This is a genomic window from Planobispora longispora (genome assembly GCF_016863135.1).
Lineage (GTDB): Bacteria > Actinomycetota > Actinomycetes > Streptosporangiales > Streptosporangiaceae > Planobispora > Planobispora longispora.
Genome location: NZ_BOOH01000046.1, coordinates 16,072 through 30,837, shown reverse-complemented (window position 1 = coordinate 30,837; position 14,766 = coordinate 16,072). Strand labels below are relative to the sequence as shown.

Genomic DNA, 14,766 nt, shown 5'->3' with positions numbered 1-14,766 from the left:
ATGGAGTCGGCAGAGATCGCCCGCCGCTTCCTGCGCTTCTTCGAGGAGCGTGGGCACACCGTGGTGCCCTCGGCCAGCCTGATCGCAGAGGACCCGACGCTGCTTCTGGTCCCCGCGGGCATGGTCCCCTTCAAGCCCTACTTCCTGGGCCAGCGGAAGCCGCCCTACAAGCGGGCCGCCAGCGTGCAGAAGTGCGTGCGCACCCCCGACATCGACGAGGTCGGCAAGACGACCCGGCACGCCACGTTCTTCCAGATGCTCGGCAACTTCTCCTTCGGCGACTACTTCAAGGACCAGGCGATCCCGTTCGCCTGGGAGCTGCTGACCCGGTCCGAGGCCGACGGCGGCTTCGGGTTCTCCGAGGAACGCCTCTGGGTCACCGTCTTCCACGACGACGACGAGGCCGCCGAGATCTGGCACAAGCAGGCCGGGGTGCCGCTGGAGCGCATCCAGCGCCGCGGCCTGGCCGACAACTACTGGCACATGGGCGTTCCGGGCCCGGGCGGGCCGTGCACCGAGATCTACTACGACCGCGGCCCGGAGTACGGCCGCGAGGGCGGTCCCATCGCCGACGAGAACCGCTACCTCGAGGTCTGGAACAACGTCTTCATGCAGTTCCAGCTCGGCACGGTCCGCAGCAAGACCGACTTCGACGTCGTCGGCGAGCTGCCCGCCAAGAGCGTCGACACCGGCATGGGCCTGGAGCGCATGGCGGCGATCCTGCAGGGCGTCGACAACATCTACGAGGTCGACACCACCTACAAGATCCTCGACCGCGCGGCCGAGCTCACCAAGACCCGCTACGGCCGTGACGAGCGTTCCGACGTCAGCCTCCGCGTGGTCGCCGACCACGTCCGCACCAGCACCATGCTGGTCGCCGACGGCGTGCTGCCCGGCAACGAGGGCCGGGGCTACGTGCTCCGCCGCATCCTGCGCCGCTCGATCCGGAACCTGCGCCTGCTCGGCTCCGGCGAGGAGCGCTACATGCACGAGCTGACCGCCGTCGCGATCGACGTGATGGGCGAGCTGTACCCCGAGCTCAAGGCCGACGCGCCGCAGGTCCACGGTGTCATCGACGCCGAGGAGGCGTCCTTCCTGGGCACCCTCCGCACCGGCACCGCGATCTTCGACGTGGCCGTGGAGGAGACCAAGCGCAAGGGCCGGAGCGTGCTGGCGGGCGAACAGGCCTTCCAGCTCCACGACACCTACGGCTTCCCGATCGACCTGACCCTGGAGATGGCCTCCGAGCAGGGCCTGAAGGTCGACGAGGACGGCTTCCGCCGGCTGATGAAGGAGCAGCGCGACCGGGCCAAGGCCGACGCCGCCGCCAAGAAGACCGGCAACGCCGACATCTCGGTCTTCGGGCAGATCCTGGAGAAGGCCGGCAAGGTCGAGTTCCTCGGCTACGACCAGGTGACCGCCGAGACGGAGATCATCGGCCTGCTCCTGGACGGCGCGCCGGTCCCCGCCGCGGGCGCCGGGAGCATGGTCGAGGTCGTGCTGGGCCGTACCCCCTTCTACGCCGAGGGCGGCGGCCAGCTCGCCGACCAGGGCGTCATCCGCACCTCCGGGGCCGAGGTCGAGATCGTGGACGTGCAGTCCCCGGTGGCCGGCGTCATCGTGCACCGCGGCAAGGTCCGCACCGGCGAGGTCCGCGTGGGCGACCAGGCCGAGGCCGAGATCGACATCGAGCGCCGCCGCGCCATCTCCCGCAGCCACACCGCCACCCACCTGGTGCACCGCGGCTTCCGCAACGCGCTGGGCGAGACGGCGGCGCAGGCCGGTTCGGAGAACTCGCCGGGCCGCTTCCGCTTCGACTTCACCTCCGCCGGCGCCGTGCCGCCCAGCGTGCTGCGCGACGTCGAGGACGAGGTCAACGCCGTTTTGATCAACGACCTCCAGGTCAACGCCTTCCACACCTCCCAGGCCGAGGCCCGGGCGATGGGCGCGCTGGCCCTGTTCGGCGAGAAGTACGGCGACGTGGTCCGCATCGTCGAGGTGGGCGACTACTCCCGCGAGCTGTGCGGCGGCACCCACGTCAGCAACTCCGGGCAGCTCGGCCTGGTCAAGGTGCTGGGCGAGTCCTCGATCGGCGCCGGCGTGCGCCGCGTGGAGGCCCTCGTCGGCCTGGACGCCTTCCGCTTCCTGGCCCGCGAGAGCGTGCTCGTCGCCCAGCTGTCCGAGCAGCTCAAGGCCCGCAGGGAGGAGCTGCCCGAACGCGTCGAGGGCATCGTCACCCGGCTGCGCACCGCCGAGAAGGAGCTGGAGCGGCTCCGCTCGGCCCAGGTGCTCGCGGTCGCCGGTGAGCTGGCCGCGGGCGCCCGCGACCAGCACGGCGTCTCCGTGGTGACGCACCGCGCGCCCGACGGCACCTCCGCCGACGACCTGCGCAAGCTCGCCCTCGACGTGCGCGGGCGCTTCCCCGGCGACCGCGCGGCCGCCGTCGTGGTCGCCGGCGTCCCCGCCGACCGGCCGGTCGTCGTGGCCGTGGTCAACGACGCCGGACGCGAGCGCGGCCTGAAGGCGGGCCGCCTGGTCGGCGTCGCCGCCAAGGCCCTCGGCGGCGGCGGTGGAGGCAAGGACGACATCGCCCAGGGCGGCGGCGCCCGTCCCGAGGCGATCGGTGACGCCCTCGGCGCCGTCGAGCAGGCGATCGCCCAGGCGCTGGCCTGACCGCCGGGCTGGGAACGGCCGCCGGAAGCCCGGACCGACCAAGGAAGACGCCCGTGAGCCGGATCCGGCTCACGGGCGGGGGACGCACACGATGAGAAACGGCATACGCCTCGGCGTCGACGTCGGCTCGGTCCGCGTCGGCGTGGCCCGCAGCGACCCCTCGGGGCTGCTGGCCACGCCGGTGGAGACCGTACGGCGCGGCAAGGGTGACCTGGACCGGATCGCCGAGATCGCGGCCGAGCACGAGGCGATCGAGGTCGTCGTGGGCCTGCCGACCTCCCTGTCCGGCCGCGAGGGGCAGGCGGCGACGCTGGCCCGTGACTTCGCGCTCAAGGTCGCCGCGCGGCTGGATCCGGTCCCGGTGCGGCTGTTCGACGAGCGGCTCACCACGGTCACCGCCCAGCAGGGCCTGCGGGCCAGCGGAGTGAAGGCGAAGAACCAGCGCGGCGTGGTCGACCAGGCGGCGGCCGTCGTGCTCCTCCAGGCGGCCCTCGACGCCGAGCGGGCCACCGGCAGGCCGCCGGGCAGCCCCGTCACCCTCCCCGCCTGACGTCGGGGCGCCCGGAGTACGGCGTCACGGCGCCCGAAGTACGCATGGGGCGTAAACCATACGGAAGATGACATGTCAGGTTTGTCGTGATGGGTCCAGAGCATAGAATCACGAAATTCACTGACAAAGAGAGCGAGTTCGTGAGATACCGGGAAGAGCTGAACAGATCCGCTGGGGCGTGTTGATGTCCAGCGGAACATCCCCCGTCCCAGCGTGCGTGGCGGCAGCTGCCGGGACGCCGAGGGAAGGTGCCCGCCCCATGGGCACATTTGGCTCGGTGAACCCTCATGGTTTGGCACACTCGCTTGACGCCGGGCCGCCCGTACAGGGAGATTGGCCAGCGCAGCTATGAACGATCTCGACATGGACTTCCTGGTCGGCGCGGACAGTGACGATGGTCGCTCGTCGCGCCGCTCCCGCGCGGGCCGCGGCCGCCGCCGGAAGCGACGCCGGAACAAGGGGGGCTTCCTGGCCCCCATGCTGGCGATCATCATCCTGGTGGGCGGTCTCGGCGGCGGCGGCTACTACGGCTACCTCTGGTTGCGCGACGTGACGACCCCCGACGACTACACCGGGCAGGGCACCGGCAAGGTCGTCGTGGAGATCAAGCAGGGGCAGACGGCCTCCGACGTCGGACGCGCCCTGGAGGAGCAGGGCGTGGTCAAGAGCGCCCGCGCGTTCACCGACGCGGTCGCCTCGGCGGGCAAGAGCTCCTCGCTCCAGCCGGGCGTCTACGAACTGCGCAAGCAGATGTCCGCCGCGGCGGCGGTGGAGCTGCTCGATCCGGGCAAGCAGCTGATGGACCGGGTCACCCTCAAGGAGGGGCTGCGCCTGTCCGACACCCTGACCACCCTGGCCAAGGCGACGGGCAAGCCGGTGAAGGAGTTCCAGCAGGCCGCCAAGGACGGCGAGGCGCTGGGCCTGCCCGCCTACGCCAGGGGCAGGCTGGAGGGCTACGCCTTCCCCGCCACCTACGACATCACCCCCAAGATGTCGGCCGCCGACATCCTCACCGCGATGGTCGACCGTTTCAACCAGACCGCGGAGAAGGAACGGCTGGTGGCCGGGGCCAAGGAGATGGGCCGCACCCCGCACGAGATCATGGTCATCGCCAGCATTATCCAGGCCGAGTCCGGCAAGCTGGATGACATGGGCAAGATCTCCCGCGTCATCTACAACCGCCTCAAGGTGGGACAGATGCTGGAGATGGACAGCACGACCTTCTACGGGCTGAACAAGTACGGCATCGCCGCCACCAACGCCGACGTCGAGAGCACGTCGCCCTACAACACCTACCGGCGCAAGGGGCTGCCGCCGGGGCCGATCTCCAACCCGGGCGACCACGCCATCCAGGCCGCGCTCAACCCCACCGAGGGCGACTGGCGCTGGTTCGTGACCACCGACCCGGAGCGCGGCATCACCAAGTTCGCCTCCACCGAGGCCGAGTTCCTCAAGATCAAGGCTGAGTTCGAGCAGAACCAGGGCCAGCAGAAGCAAGGAAACGGATGACGCGGGCCGCGGTCCTCGGGTCCCCCATCGCCCACTCGCTCTCGCCGTACCTGCACCGGGCCGCCTACGCGGGGCTCGGTCTGGACGGCTGGAGCTACGAGGTGATCGAGTGCGCCGAGGCGGGGCTGCCGGCCCTGCTGGACGGGCTCGGTCCCGGGTGGGCCGGGCTCTCGCTGACCATGCCGCTCAAGCGGGCCGTGCTGCCGCTGCTCGACGAGGTCTCGGACCTCGCCGTCGAGGTGGGCGGGGCCAACACGGTGGTCTTCCGCGACGGCGCCCGCCACGGCGACAACACCGACGTGTACGGCATCGTCCAGGCGCTGGCCGAGGCCGGGGTGACCGCGCCCCGCTCGGCGACGGTCCTCGGCGGCGGGGCCACGGCGGCCTCCACCCTGGCCGCCCTGCGCGAGCTGGGGCTGGGCGGGGCGACCCTGGTGGTCCGCGACCCGGCCCGGGCCGGAGAGACCGCCGAGGTGGCCGAGCGGCTCGGGATCGCGCTGGAGACGCGCACCTTCGACAAGCTCGACATCGCCCTGGAGGCCGAGCTCCTCGTCTCGACCCTGCCCTCCGGCGCGGCCGACGATCTCGCCGGGGCGGTGGCGGGCCGGGTGCCCGCGGTCTTCGACGTGGTCTACGCCCCCTGGCCCACCCGCCTGGCCGCGGCCGTCGAGCGGGCGGGCGGCACCGTGATCGGCGGGTTCCCGATGTTGCTGCACCAGGCGGTCCGGCAGGTCGAGCTGATGACCGGCCGGACCGACGTCCCCGTCGAGGCGATGCGTGCGGCCGGGGAGGCCGAGATCCTCAGGCGATCCGGTCGGGTGAGCTGACCGTCCCGGAGCCGTACGGCCTGAAGCCGCGCCTGGCCACGGTGAACAGGACCGCGACGAAGAGCATCTCCACCAGGAAGGGCGGCCAGCCCCGCAGCTGGATCTGCGCGAAGACCTGCTGGCCCGCGACCGTCAGGATGATCGGGAGCAGGAGCAGGACGGCGCGCCGGCCCACCGGGGTGCGGCAACCGGCCCCGCAGGCCATGGCGACCAGGGCCGGGACGGCCATCTGGTCGATGAAGAGGTCGACCATGAACGCGTTCCAGATGAGGGTCGTCACCGCCAGCGTCAGTGTGGAGACGGCCGTCCAGCGGAGCAGGGTGCCGCGTCCCATCAGGTCCACGCCCTCGGCCGGGCGGGAGGCGAAGGTCATCAGCAGGGCGGTGACGACACCCGGCGGGGACTGGGACAGGATGAAGGAGGGATCGGGCCCCTCCGCCGCGACGGCCCCCTCCCCGAACAGGACCATGGACCCGTAGTAGGTCAGCACGGAGCCGCCCAGGCCCCAGGTCCACGCCCAGGCCATCGCCGCCCAGCGCGGCCCGCGCAGCGCCAGCAGGAGAATGAGCGCGTTCGGCAGGAACACCAGGCCGAGGGCGAGCAGATGGTCGCGCAGGGACGCCGTCCCGCTGACGAACAACGTGATGGTGATGGGGGCGGTCAGGGTGACGAGGAAGAAGATCGGGGCGACGAGCGCGGCCACGTTCAGCGCGTCGCGCCAGTGAGCGGACGACTCGGGCCCGAGAAGCCGCTGGGCGCGGATGACGACCGCGCCGCGGAGGAGGTCGAAGACGTCACGCGGGTCGGGGAGCCTGCGGCCCGGCTCGGCCCCGGCCAGGAGCACCCCGAGCATCTCCTCCTCGTGGTGCGCCCGGTGGTCCGCGGGGTACCAGGCCAGCAGCCTGCGGTAGCGGGTCTCCAGAGCACTCACGTGACCTCCTCCGCCGGCCGTGTTCACGTCGCTGCCGTGTTCATCGGCCCGTGCGCTCCGCTCGCTCACGTGACCTCCTCCGCCGATCGCGTTCGCGCCGCTGCCGTCCATCGGCTCGCTCACGCCGCACCTCCCGCGAGGCCGCGCCGGAACGGGGTCTTCCCGTCGAGCGGCCGGTTGCGGAGGGCGTGAGAGGACAGCGCGCCTCCGGCGAGGCGGGCGCGCAGGCGGGCGGTGGCGGCCTCGGCGTGCCGGCGCAGGCGTTCGGCCTCGGCGGCCAGCCGGGCGCCGCCCTCCTCGGTCAGCCGGTAGTAGCGGCGGACGCGGCCGTCCACGATCTCCTCCCGGTCGACGGCGATGAGGTTCTCGGCCTGGAGTCGGTCCAGGGCGGCGTAGAGGGTGCCCGCGCGCAGCCGTACCCGGCCGGCGGAGATCTCCTGGACGTCGGTGATCATTCCGTAGCCGTGCTGGGGGCCCGCGGCGAGGGCGGTGAGGATGAGGAACGTCGGCTCCTGCATCGGTCGGTCACTCATGCCTTCTTTATATATCGATCATCTTTATATGGGAAGGATGATTCCGAGGTCGCGCGGTGTTGTGGTAACGTAGCTACTCGATCGGTCCGGCATGCCTGCTGGACGCGCAAGCGGAGGTCTCCCTCCCACCTGGCCGACCGTGAGGTCGGCAGGTCAAGGATCACACCGGGTAAAACCGGGGAGCTTACGGCTTCGAGGTTCGTGAGCTCGTGTGGCCCCGCATGCGCGACGTGCGGGGCAATTTGCGTTCCGCGTCCGCCAGCGGATGCGCCAGGCGCAACCTCCCGGCACGATCGAGCACGTGGTAGCCGCCCCACAGGGGGGCAGCGGATCGCAACCTAGGAGGCCCCATCAGCGCCGAGCCCCGCATCAACGACCGTATTCGTGTGCCCGAGGTGCGCCTCGTCGGCCCGAACGGCGAACAGGTGGGCATCGTCTCCATCGGCGATGCTCTGAAGCTGGCTCAGGAGGCCGACCTCGACCTCGTGGAGGTCGCGGCCACGGCCCGCCCGCCCGTGTGCAAGCTCATGGACTACGGCAAGTTCAAGTACGAGTCGGCCATGAAGGCACGCGAGGCGCGCCGCAACCAGGCTTACACGATCATCAAGGAGATCAAGCTCCGGCCGAAGATCGACCCGCACGACTACGAGACCAAGAAGGGTCACGTGGTGCGGTTCCTCAAGGCGGGAGACAAGGTCAAGGTCACGATCATGTTCCGCGGACGGGAGCAGTCCCGGCCCGAGCTGGGTTTCCGGCTCCTGCAGCGGCTGGCGGAGGACGTCACGGAGCTCGGCTTCGTGGAGTCCCAGCCCAAGCAGGACGGCCGAAACATGATCATGGTGATCGGCCCGCACAAGAAGAAGGCTGAGGCCAAGGCCGAAAAGGCCGCGGCCAAGGCGCGACGAGACGAGGAGTCCGCGGGAGAGGCCCCGGCGCCCGCCGAGCAGGTGCCCGCCGAGCAGGCGTCCGCCCCGCAGGAGTGACTCGCATAGCCTGAACGCTCAGGCAGTCGCGAGATGAATCCGAGACCGGGTCCGGTCTCGCAGTCAGGCATGCCCTTGACTCGGGTTACCGGCCCGGGACATCGGCACGATCGAGGGAGAGACGGCTCAGATGCCGAAGATGAAGACGCACAGTGGTGCGAAGAAGCGGTTCCGGCTCACCGGCACCGGCAAGATCAAGCGCCGCCGCGCCAACCGCGCGCACTACAACGAGTGGAAGTCCTCCACCTTGACGCGTCGTCTCAAGCCCGAAGTCGTGCTCTCCGACGCCGACACCAAGAAGATCAAGAAGCTGCTCGCTAAGTAACGACCCGGGGAGATAGATACACATGGCACGCGTGAAGCGGGCGATCAACGCCAAGAAGAAGCGCAGGGTCGTTCTCGAGCGGGCGAGCGGTTACCGGGGGCAGCGGTCGCGTCTGTACCGCAAGGCCAAGGAGCAGATGCTCCACTCGATGACCTACGCCTACCGCGACCGCAAGGACCGCAAGGGCGCCTTCCGCCGTCTCTGGATCCAGCGCATCAACGCCGCTGCCCGCCAGAACGGCATCACCTACAACCGGCTCATCCAGGGTCTGCGCCTCGCGGAGATCCACGTGGACCGCAAGATCCTCGCCGACCTCGCGGTCAACGACGCCGCGACGTTCGCGACGCTGGTCGAGGCCGCCAAGAAGGCCCTCCCGGCGAACGTGAACGCGCCGGTCGCCCAGTAACCGCGGTTCGCGCCGGGCTGATCCGGTTCTCGTACGGCACGCGGCCCACAGCGATCACGCTGTGGGCCGCGTTCGCATTCTCGGGTTTCTCGAAGGACGGGTATGGCGGGGTCCGAACTCACCAACATCAAGTCGCCGCGGGTCAAGGCCGCGCGCAGGCTGACCAAACGGGCCTTCCGGGACCGTGACCGGTCCTTCCTGGCCGAGGGGCCGCAGGCGGTCCGGGAGGCCCTGGCGCTGGACGGCGTCGTCACGGAGCTGTTCACCACGGCGGAGGCCGAGATCCGGCACGCCGACATCGTCGCCGCCGCGCGGGACGCGGGCGTCCCCGTCCACCGGGCCAGCGGCGAGGTCATGGCCGAACTCGCCCAGACGGTCACCCCGCAGGGCCTGCTGGCCGTGTGCGGGTTCGTGCACGTGCCGCTGGAGCGCGCCGTCACCGCCGGCGCCCGCCTGGTGACCGTCCTGGCGCACGTCCGCGACCCCGGCAACGCCGGGACCGTGTTGCGCTCGGCCGACGCCGCCGGCGCCGACGCGGTCGTCTTCACCGACGCCTCGGTGGACCCCTACAACGGCAAGTGCGTGCGGGCCAGCGCGGGCAGCCTGTTCCACCTCCCGGTCGTCACGGGGGTCCCGGTGGCGCAGGCCGTACGGGAGCTGAAGGAGGCCGGGCTGCGGGTGCTCGCCGCCGACGGCGCCGGCACCCGCACGCTGGACGACGTGGACCTGTCCGGGCCCACCGCGTGGATCTTCGGCAACGAGGCGTGGGGGCTGCCGGAGGAGATCCTGCGGCTGGCCGACGACGTCGTCCGGGTGCCGATCTACGGCAGGGCCGAGAGCCTCAACCTCGCCACCGCCGCCGCGGTCTGCCTGTACGCCTCCGCCCGGTCCCAGCGGGCGGCCTCCCCGGTTGCCGCCCGCGACCCGGCGCCGTAAACCGCCCGGCCCGGTCCCGCCGTGCCCCGCGGACCGGCGCCGAGGCTGCCGTAGAACGCGGGAAACCCGCTATTGTCGGCGATGTAGCGTCGAGGAGGCGGGGTCGTGCACGACGGACACACCGACGAGCGGAGCGCTGACTCCGCGTGTGTCATCGGCGTGGACGACCTGCCCGACGGCCTCGTGGTGATCGACCGCGACGGGCACGTGCTGGCCGTCAACCGGGCCGCCGCCCGCCTCACCGGGGTCACCCCCGAGCGGGCCGTCGGCCACCACGTGCGCGACGTGTTCTCCTTCCGCGACCAGGACGGCCGCGACTGGTGGAAGTGGCTCGACACCTACGGCGGCCTGCCCACCCGCACCCGCCAGCCCGAGCTCCCGCTGCGCACCCCGGGGGGGCACGAACTGCTCGTCGCCGCCCGCCTGGTGCGCGAGCCCGAGCGGGGCGGCGAGGTCGTGCGGGTGGTCGTCACCCTGCGGGACGCCGGCGCCCGGGCCCGCCTGGAGCGCAGCCGCGCCGACCTGGTCTCCACCGTCGCCCACGAGCTCCGCTCACCGCTGACCAGCGTCAAGGGGTTCACCGCCACGCTGTTGTCCAAGTGGACCCGCTTCACCGACGACCAGAAGCTGGTCATGCTGGAGACGGTCAACGCCGACGCCGACCGGGTGACCCGCCTGATCACCGAGCTGCTCGACGTGTCCCGGATCGAGTCCGGCCGGCTGGAGATCCACCGGCAGGTCGTCGACGTCCCGGCCCGGGTCCGGAAGATCATCGCCGGGCGGGTCGCGGCGGGCGAGTCCGAGGACCGCTTCGCCCTCGAGGTGCGGGGCGAGCTGCCCGAGACCTGGCTCGACCAGGACAAGATCGATCAGGTCCTGGCCAACCTGGTGGAAAACGCGCTGCGTCACGGGCGCGGTACGGTGACAATAGTCGTCGAACCGAGCGAGTGGGGAGTGACCGTGTCCGTCCGTGACCAGGGAGAGGGCATCCCGCCCGAGCTGGCCACGCGCGTGTTCCGGCAGTTCTGGCGGGGCAACGCCCGCCGTCGCGGCGGCACCGGCCTCGGCCTGTTCATCGTCAAGGGCCTGATCGAGGCCCACGGCGGCGCCATCACCGTGCAGCGGGGCCCCGAGGGCGGGGCCGAGTTCCGATTTATGCTGCCCACCGGCACCCCCGACTTCGCCTGAGGCGGACCTCGACCCCGGTGGGCTCCCCCCGGTTTCACCAGCGCTTCGACGGCGCTTCGCGCCGTGCGTGCCGGACCGCCCGGATAGCCCGGGCCCGGTCCTCCCAACGATAGACTCGTGGCCGCTTAGGCCCTGGATTCGGAGCTCTCTCTTGTCTAACTACGACCCGGTCGAGGTGACACCGCTGCACGCCGACGAGATGGCGCGCATGCGGGCCGACGCGCTCGACGCCATCACGGCGGCGCGCGACCTCGACGAACTCAAGCAAGTACGGCTCGCGCACGCCGGCGACCGCTCGCCGATCGCCCTGGCCAACCGGGAGATCGGCGCGCTGCCCCCGGCGGCCCGCGCCGAGGCGGGCAAGCGCGTCGGCGTCACCCGCAAGGCCATCGCCGACGCCCTCGCCGAGCGCCAGGCGCAGCTGGAGGCCGAGCGGGACGAGCGGGTCCTCGTCGAGGAGACGGTCGACGTCACCCTCCCGTGGGACCGCGTCCCCCGCGGCGCCCGGCACCCGCTGACCACGCTGCAGGAGCGCATCGCCGACGCGTTCGTCGCGATGGGCTACGAGGTCGCCGAGGGGCCCGAGCTGGAAGGCGAGTGGTTCAACTTCGACGCGCTGAACATCTCGACCGACCACCCCGCCCGCTCCGAGCACGACACCTTCTTCGTGGAGTCCGTGGACTCCGGCAAGGTGCTGCGCACCCAGACCTCGCCGGTGCAGATCCGGGCACTGCTGAGCCGGGAGCTCCCGGTCTACGTGATCTCGCCCGGCAAGGTGTTCCGCACCGACGAGCTCGACGCCACCCACACCCCGGTCTTCCACCAGGTCGAGGGGCTCGCGATCGACGAGGGCCTGACGATGGCCCACCTCAAGGGCACCCTGGATCGCTTCGCCGAGGTCATGTTCGGCGAGGGCATCACCACCAGGTTCCGGCCGAACTACTTCCCGTTCACCGAGCCCTCGGCCGAGATGGACCTGAAGTGCTTCGTCTGCCGCGGCGCCTCGGCGGCGCCCGGCAACCCGCCGTGCCGTACCTGCAAGTCCGAGGGCTGGATCGAGTGGGGCGGCTGCGGCATGGTCAACCCGCGGGTGCTGGTCGCCTGCGGCGTCGACCCGGCCCGCTACTCCGGGTTCGCCTTCGGCATGGGCGTCGAGCGCACGCTGATGTTCCGCCACAACGCCGAGGACATGCGCGACATGGTCGAGGGAGACGTCCGCTTCACGCTCCCGTTCGGAATGGAGGTCTGATGAAGGTCCCGCTTTCATGGCTGCGGGAGTACGTCGATCTCCCCGCCGCCACCGCCCACGAGATCGCCGACAAGCTGACCGCGGCCGGCCTCAAGCTGGAGGCCGTCACCTCCTACGGCCACGACGTGAAGAACGTCGTCGTCGGCGAGGTGCTGTCCGTCGAGGAGCTGGAGGGCTTCAAGAAGCCCATCCGGCACTGCCAGGTCGAGGTCGGCGAGGCCGCCCCGCGCCAGATCGTGTGCGGCGCGACCAACTTCGTCGCCGGCGACCGGGTCCCGGTCGTGCTGCCCGGCGGCGTGCTGCCCGGCGGCTTCGAGGTCGGCGCCCGCAAGACCTACGGCCGCCTGTCCGAGGGCATGATCTGCTCGGAGCGCGAGCTGGGCCTGGGCGACGACCACTCGGGCATCATGGTGCTGCCCGAGGGCACCCCGATCGGCGCCGACGTGGTCGAGCTGCTCGGCCTGCGCGAGGACGTCATCGAGCTGGAGATCACCCCGGACATCGGCTACGCGCTGTCCATCCGGGGCGTGGCCCGCGAGGTCGCCACCGCCTTCGGCGTGCCGTTCCGCGACCCGGCCGACATCTCCCCGCCGGCGGAGTCCGGCCCGTCCTACCCGGCCTCCATCGCCGACCCGACCGCGTGCGACCGGTTCGTGCTGCGCCGGATCGACGGCTTCGACCCGCACGCGCCCAGCCCCTTCTGGCTGCGGGCCCGGCTGACCCGGGCGGGCATGCGCCCGGTCTCGCTGGCCGTCGACGTCACCAACTACGTGATGCTGGAGCTCGGCCAGCCGCTGCACGCCTTCGACGCCACCAGGCTCACGGGTGAGATCGTGGTGCGCCGCACCGTTCCCGGGGAGACCCTGGAGACGCTCGACCACGTCGTGCGCACGCTCCACCCCGAGGACATCCTGATCACCGACTCCTCCGGGGCCATCTCGATGGCCGGGACCATGGGCGGCCTGCACACCGAGATCTCCGACGAGTCCACCGACATCGTCATCGAGGCCGCGCACTTCTCCGCCAGCGGCACCGCGCGCATGTCCCGCCGGCACAACCTGGTCAGCGAGGCGTCCAAGCGCTTCGAGCGGGGCGTGGACCGGGAGCTGCCGCTGTACGCCTCCTGGCGCGCGGTCCGGCTCCTGGCCGAGCTGGGCGGCGGCACGATCCAGCCGGGCGTCACCCACGCCGAGGTCGCGGTCGAGCCGGTCCGGATCTCCATCCCGAGCGACCACCCCGGCAAGGTCGCCGGAGTGCCCTACGACCGCGAGACCGTGGTCCGCCGCCTGGAGCAGGTCGGCTGCACGGTCGAGAGCGGCGCCGTCACGCCGGCCGACGAGATGGCGGCCATGCTCGCGGTCACCGGCGACGACATGCTGACGGTCACCCCGCCCTCCTGGCGGCCCGACCTGACCGACCCGAACGACCTCGCCGAGGAGGTCATCCGGCTCGAGGGCTACGAGAACCTGCCCTCGGTCCTGCCCGCCGCCCCGGCGGGCGCCGGCCTCACCGAGGGTCAGCGGCTGCGCCGCCGGGCCGGCCGGGCGCTGGCCGCCGCGGGCTACGTCGAGGTCCTGGCCTACCCCTTCGTCGGGGAGCGCGACTTCGACAACCTGCAGCTGCCCGCGGACGACGCCCGCCGCCGCGCCGTACGGCTGGCCAACCCGCTCAGCGAGGACGAGCCGCTGATGCGGACCACCCTGCTGCCGGGCCTGCTGAAGACCCTGGTCCGCAACGTGGGCCGCGGCTTCGGCGACGTGGCGCTGTTCGAGACGGGCCTGGTCTACCGGCCGTCCGCGGACGCCCCGGAGCGGGCCCCGGTGCTCGGCGTGGACCGCCGTCCCACCGAGGACGAGCTGGCCTCGATCGAGAACGCGCTGCCCGCCCAGCCGCGGCGGGTGGCGGTCGTGCTGGCCGGGGAGTTCGAGCGCTCCGGCTGGTGGGGCAAGGGCCGCCCGGCGAGCTGGGCGGACGCCGTCGAGGCGGCCCGCGCGGTGGCCCGCGAGGCGGGCGTCGAGCTCCAGGTCCGCGCCGACCGGCACGAGCCCTGGCACCCGGGCCGCTGCGCCGCGCTGCACGTCGGTGACACGCTCGTCGGCCACGCCGGCGAGCTGCACCCCCGCGTCATCGAGGCGTACGGCCTGCCGCCGCGCACCTGCGCGATGGAGCTGGAGCTGACCCGGCTGGAGGACGTGCTGCCCGGCCCGGCCCAGACCCCGCCGGTCTCCGCCTACCCGGTCGCCACCCAGGACGTCGCGCTGATCGTCGGCGCGGGCGTCCCGGTCGCCGAGGTCGAGGCGGCGCTGCGCGAGGGCGCGGGCGGGCTGCTGGAGTCCATCCGGTTGTTCGACGTCTACACCGGCGCGCAGGTCGGCGAGGGCAACAAGTCCCTGGCCTACACGCTGCGCTTCCGGGCGGCGGACCGCACGCTGACGGTCGAGGAGACCACCGCGGCCCGCGACGCGGCCGTGGCCCTGGCCGCCGGGCGCACCGGCGCCCAGCTCCGCGGCGCCTGACCGCGGATTCTCCGCGCGGTCCCCGGCGTGACGGCGGGGACGCCCGCGACCACCGTCGCGGGCGTCCCCGTCAGAGCCGCCCCGGCGCCTGTGCGGGAGCTCTCCCGGCCGCCCGGAGACGCGAGTGGGTCGAGACGACC

At 72.0% G+C, this 14,766-nt stretch carries 13 protein-coding genes; 11 read left to right on the top strand and 2 right to left on the bottom strand.

Annotation, left to right across the window (positions count from 1 at the left end; translation table 11 throughout):
- The 4 genes from alaS (at position 1) to Plo01_RS27705 (ending at position 5,559) form a co-directional block, all read left to right on the top strand.
- Entirely contained in the window at positions 1-2,673 is a 2,673-nt protein-coding gene (gene alaS, locus Plo01_RS27720; protein WP_203893640.1) for an alanine--tRNA ligase, read from the top strand.
- A gap of 91 nt (positions 2,674-2,764) precedes the next feature.
- On the top strand, positions 2,765-3,223 hold the full coding sequence (gene ruvX / locus Plo01_RS27715) for a Holliday junction resolvase RuvX (RefSeq protein ID WP_203893639.1): 459 nt from the start codon (positions 2,765-2,767) through the stop codon (positions 3,221-3,223).
- 348 nt (positions 3,224-3,571) lie between these two features.
- Entirely contained in the window at positions 3,572-4,732 is a 1,161-nt protein-coding gene (gene mltG, locus Plo01_RS27710) for an endolytic transglycosylase MltG (protein WP_203893638.1), read from the top strand.
- Positions 4,729-5,559, top strand: coding sequence for a shikimate dehydrogenase (locus Plo01_RS27705; protein ID WP_203893637.1), 831 nt, complete (start codon positions 4,729-4,731; stop codon positions 5,557-5,559). Before mltG ends, Plo01_RS27705 begins: the two co-directional genes overlap by 4 nt.
- On the opposite strand, the gene Plo01_RS27700 is transcribed toward Plo01_RS27705, so the two are convergent.
- Both Plo01_RS27700 and Plo01_RS27695 read right to left on the bottom strand, forming a co-directional pair.
- Positions 5,534-6,490 (bottom strand): hypothetical protein, encoded by a 957-nt coding sequence (locus Plo01_RS27700; protein ID WP_203893636.1) that lies wholly within the window; start codon positions 6,488-6,490, stop codon positions 5,534-5,536. The genes Plo01_RS27705 and Plo01_RS27700 overlap by 26 nt on opposite strands.
- A gap of 119 nt (positions 6,491-6,609) precedes the next feature.
- Complete coding sequence (locus tag Plo01_RS27695; RefSeq protein ID WP_239317182.1) at positions 6,610-7,023, bottom strand: PadR family transcriptional regulator; 414 nt, start codon at positions 7,021-7,023, stop codon at positions 6,610-6,612.
- 350 nt (positions 7,024-7,373) lie between these two features.
- Here Plo01_RS27695 and infC point away from each other — a divergent pair, with 350 nt between their 5' ends.
- The 7 genes from infC to pheT all read left to right on the top strand — a co-directional run bounded on the left by infC (position 7,374) and on the right by pheT (position 14,626).
- The gene (infC, locus tag Plo01_RS27690) at positions 7,374-8,006 is read left to right on the top strand and encodes a translation initiation factor IF-3 (protein ID WP_203893681.1); all 633 of its coding nucleotides are present in this window, start codon (positions 7,374-7,376) and stop codon (positions 8,004-8,006) included.
- Positions 8,007-8,136: 130 nt separating this feature from the next.
- The gene (gene rpmI, locus Plo01_RS27685; RefSeq protein ID WP_068924211.1) at positions 8,137-8,331 is read left to right on the top strand and encodes a 50S ribosomal protein L35; all 195 of its coding nucleotides are present in this window, start codon (positions 8,137-8,139) and stop codon (positions 8,329-8,331) included.
- 22 nt (positions 8,332-8,353) lie between these two features.
- The gene (gene rplT / locus Plo01_RS27680) at positions 8,354-8,737 is read left to right on the top strand and encodes a 50S ribosomal protein L20 (RefSeq protein ID WP_203893635.1); all 384 of its coding nucleotides are present in this window, start codon (positions 8,354-8,356) and stop codon (positions 8,735-8,737) included.
- Between the two features lie 102 nt (positions 8,738-8,839).
- Positions 8,840-9,673 carry a TrmH family RNA methyltransferase gene (locus Plo01_RS27675; protein ID WP_203893634.1) on the top strand — a complete coding sequence of 278 codons (834 nt, stop codon included), beginning with the start codon at positions 8,840-8,842 and terminating at the stop codon, positions 9,671-9,673.
- Between the two features lie 105 nt (positions 9,674-9,778).
- Positions 9,779-10,861 carry a sensor histidine kinase gene (locus Plo01_RS27670; protein WP_203893633.1) on the top strand — a complete coding sequence of 361 codons (1,083 nt, stop codon included), beginning with the start codon at positions 9,779-9,781 and terminating at the stop codon, positions 10,859-10,861.
- A gap of 199 nt (positions 10,862-11,060) precedes the next feature.
- On the top strand, positions 11,061-12,110 hold the full coding sequence (gene pheS / locus Plo01_RS27665; RefSeq protein ID WP_203893680.1) for a phenylalanine--tRNA ligase subunit alpha: 1,050 nt from the start codon (positions 11,061-11,063) through the stop codon (positions 12,108-12,110).
- Complete coding sequence (gene pheT, locus Plo01_RS27660) at positions 12,110-14,626, top strand: phenylalanine--tRNA ligase subunit beta (RefSeq protein WP_203893632.1); 2,517 nt, start codon at positions 12,110-12,112, stop codon at positions 14,624-14,626. Before pheS ends, pheT begins: the two co-directional genes overlap by 1 nt.
- The last annotated feature ends 140 nt before the right edge of the window (positions 14,627-14,766 follow it).

Coding starts and splice junctions, on each gene's coding strand:
- alaS (WP_203893640.1), top strand. CDS start 1: ATGGAGTCGGCAGAGATCGCCCGCCGCTTCCTGCGCTTCTTCGAGGAG.
- ruvX (WP_203893639.1), top strand. CDS start 2,765: ATGAGAAACGGCATACGCCTCGGCGTCGACGTCGGCTCGGTCCGCGTC.
- rpmI (WP_068924211.1), top strand. CDS start 8,137: ATGCCGAAGATGAAGACGCACAGTGGTGCGAAGAAGCGGTTCCGGCTC.
- pheT (WP_203893632.1), top strand. CDS start 12,110: ATGAAGGTCCCGCTTTCATGGCTGCGGGAGTACGTCGATCTCCCCGCC.
- rplT (WP_203893635.1), top strand. CDS start 8,354: ATGGCACGCGTGAAGCGGGCGATCAACGCCAAGAAGAAGCGCAGGGTC.
- mltG (WP_203893638.1), top strand. CDS start 3,572: ATGAACGATCTCGACATGGACTTCCTGGTCGGCGCGGACAGTGACGAT.
- pheS (WP_203893680.1), top strand. CDS start 11,061: ATGGCGCGCATGCGGGCCGACGCGCTCGACGCCATCACGGCGGCGCGC.
- Plo01_RS27695 (WP_239317182.1), bottom strand. CDS start 7,023: ATGAGTGACCGACCGATGCAGGAGCCGACGTTCCTCATCCTCACCGCC.
- Plo01_RS27675 (WP_203893634.1), top strand. CDS start 8,840: ATGGCGGGGTCCGAACTCACCAACATCAAGTCGCCGCGGGTCAAGGCC.
- Plo01_RS27705 (WP_203893637.1), top strand. CDS start 4,729: ATGACGCGGGCCGCGGTCCTCGGGTCCCCCATCGCCCACTCGCTCTCG.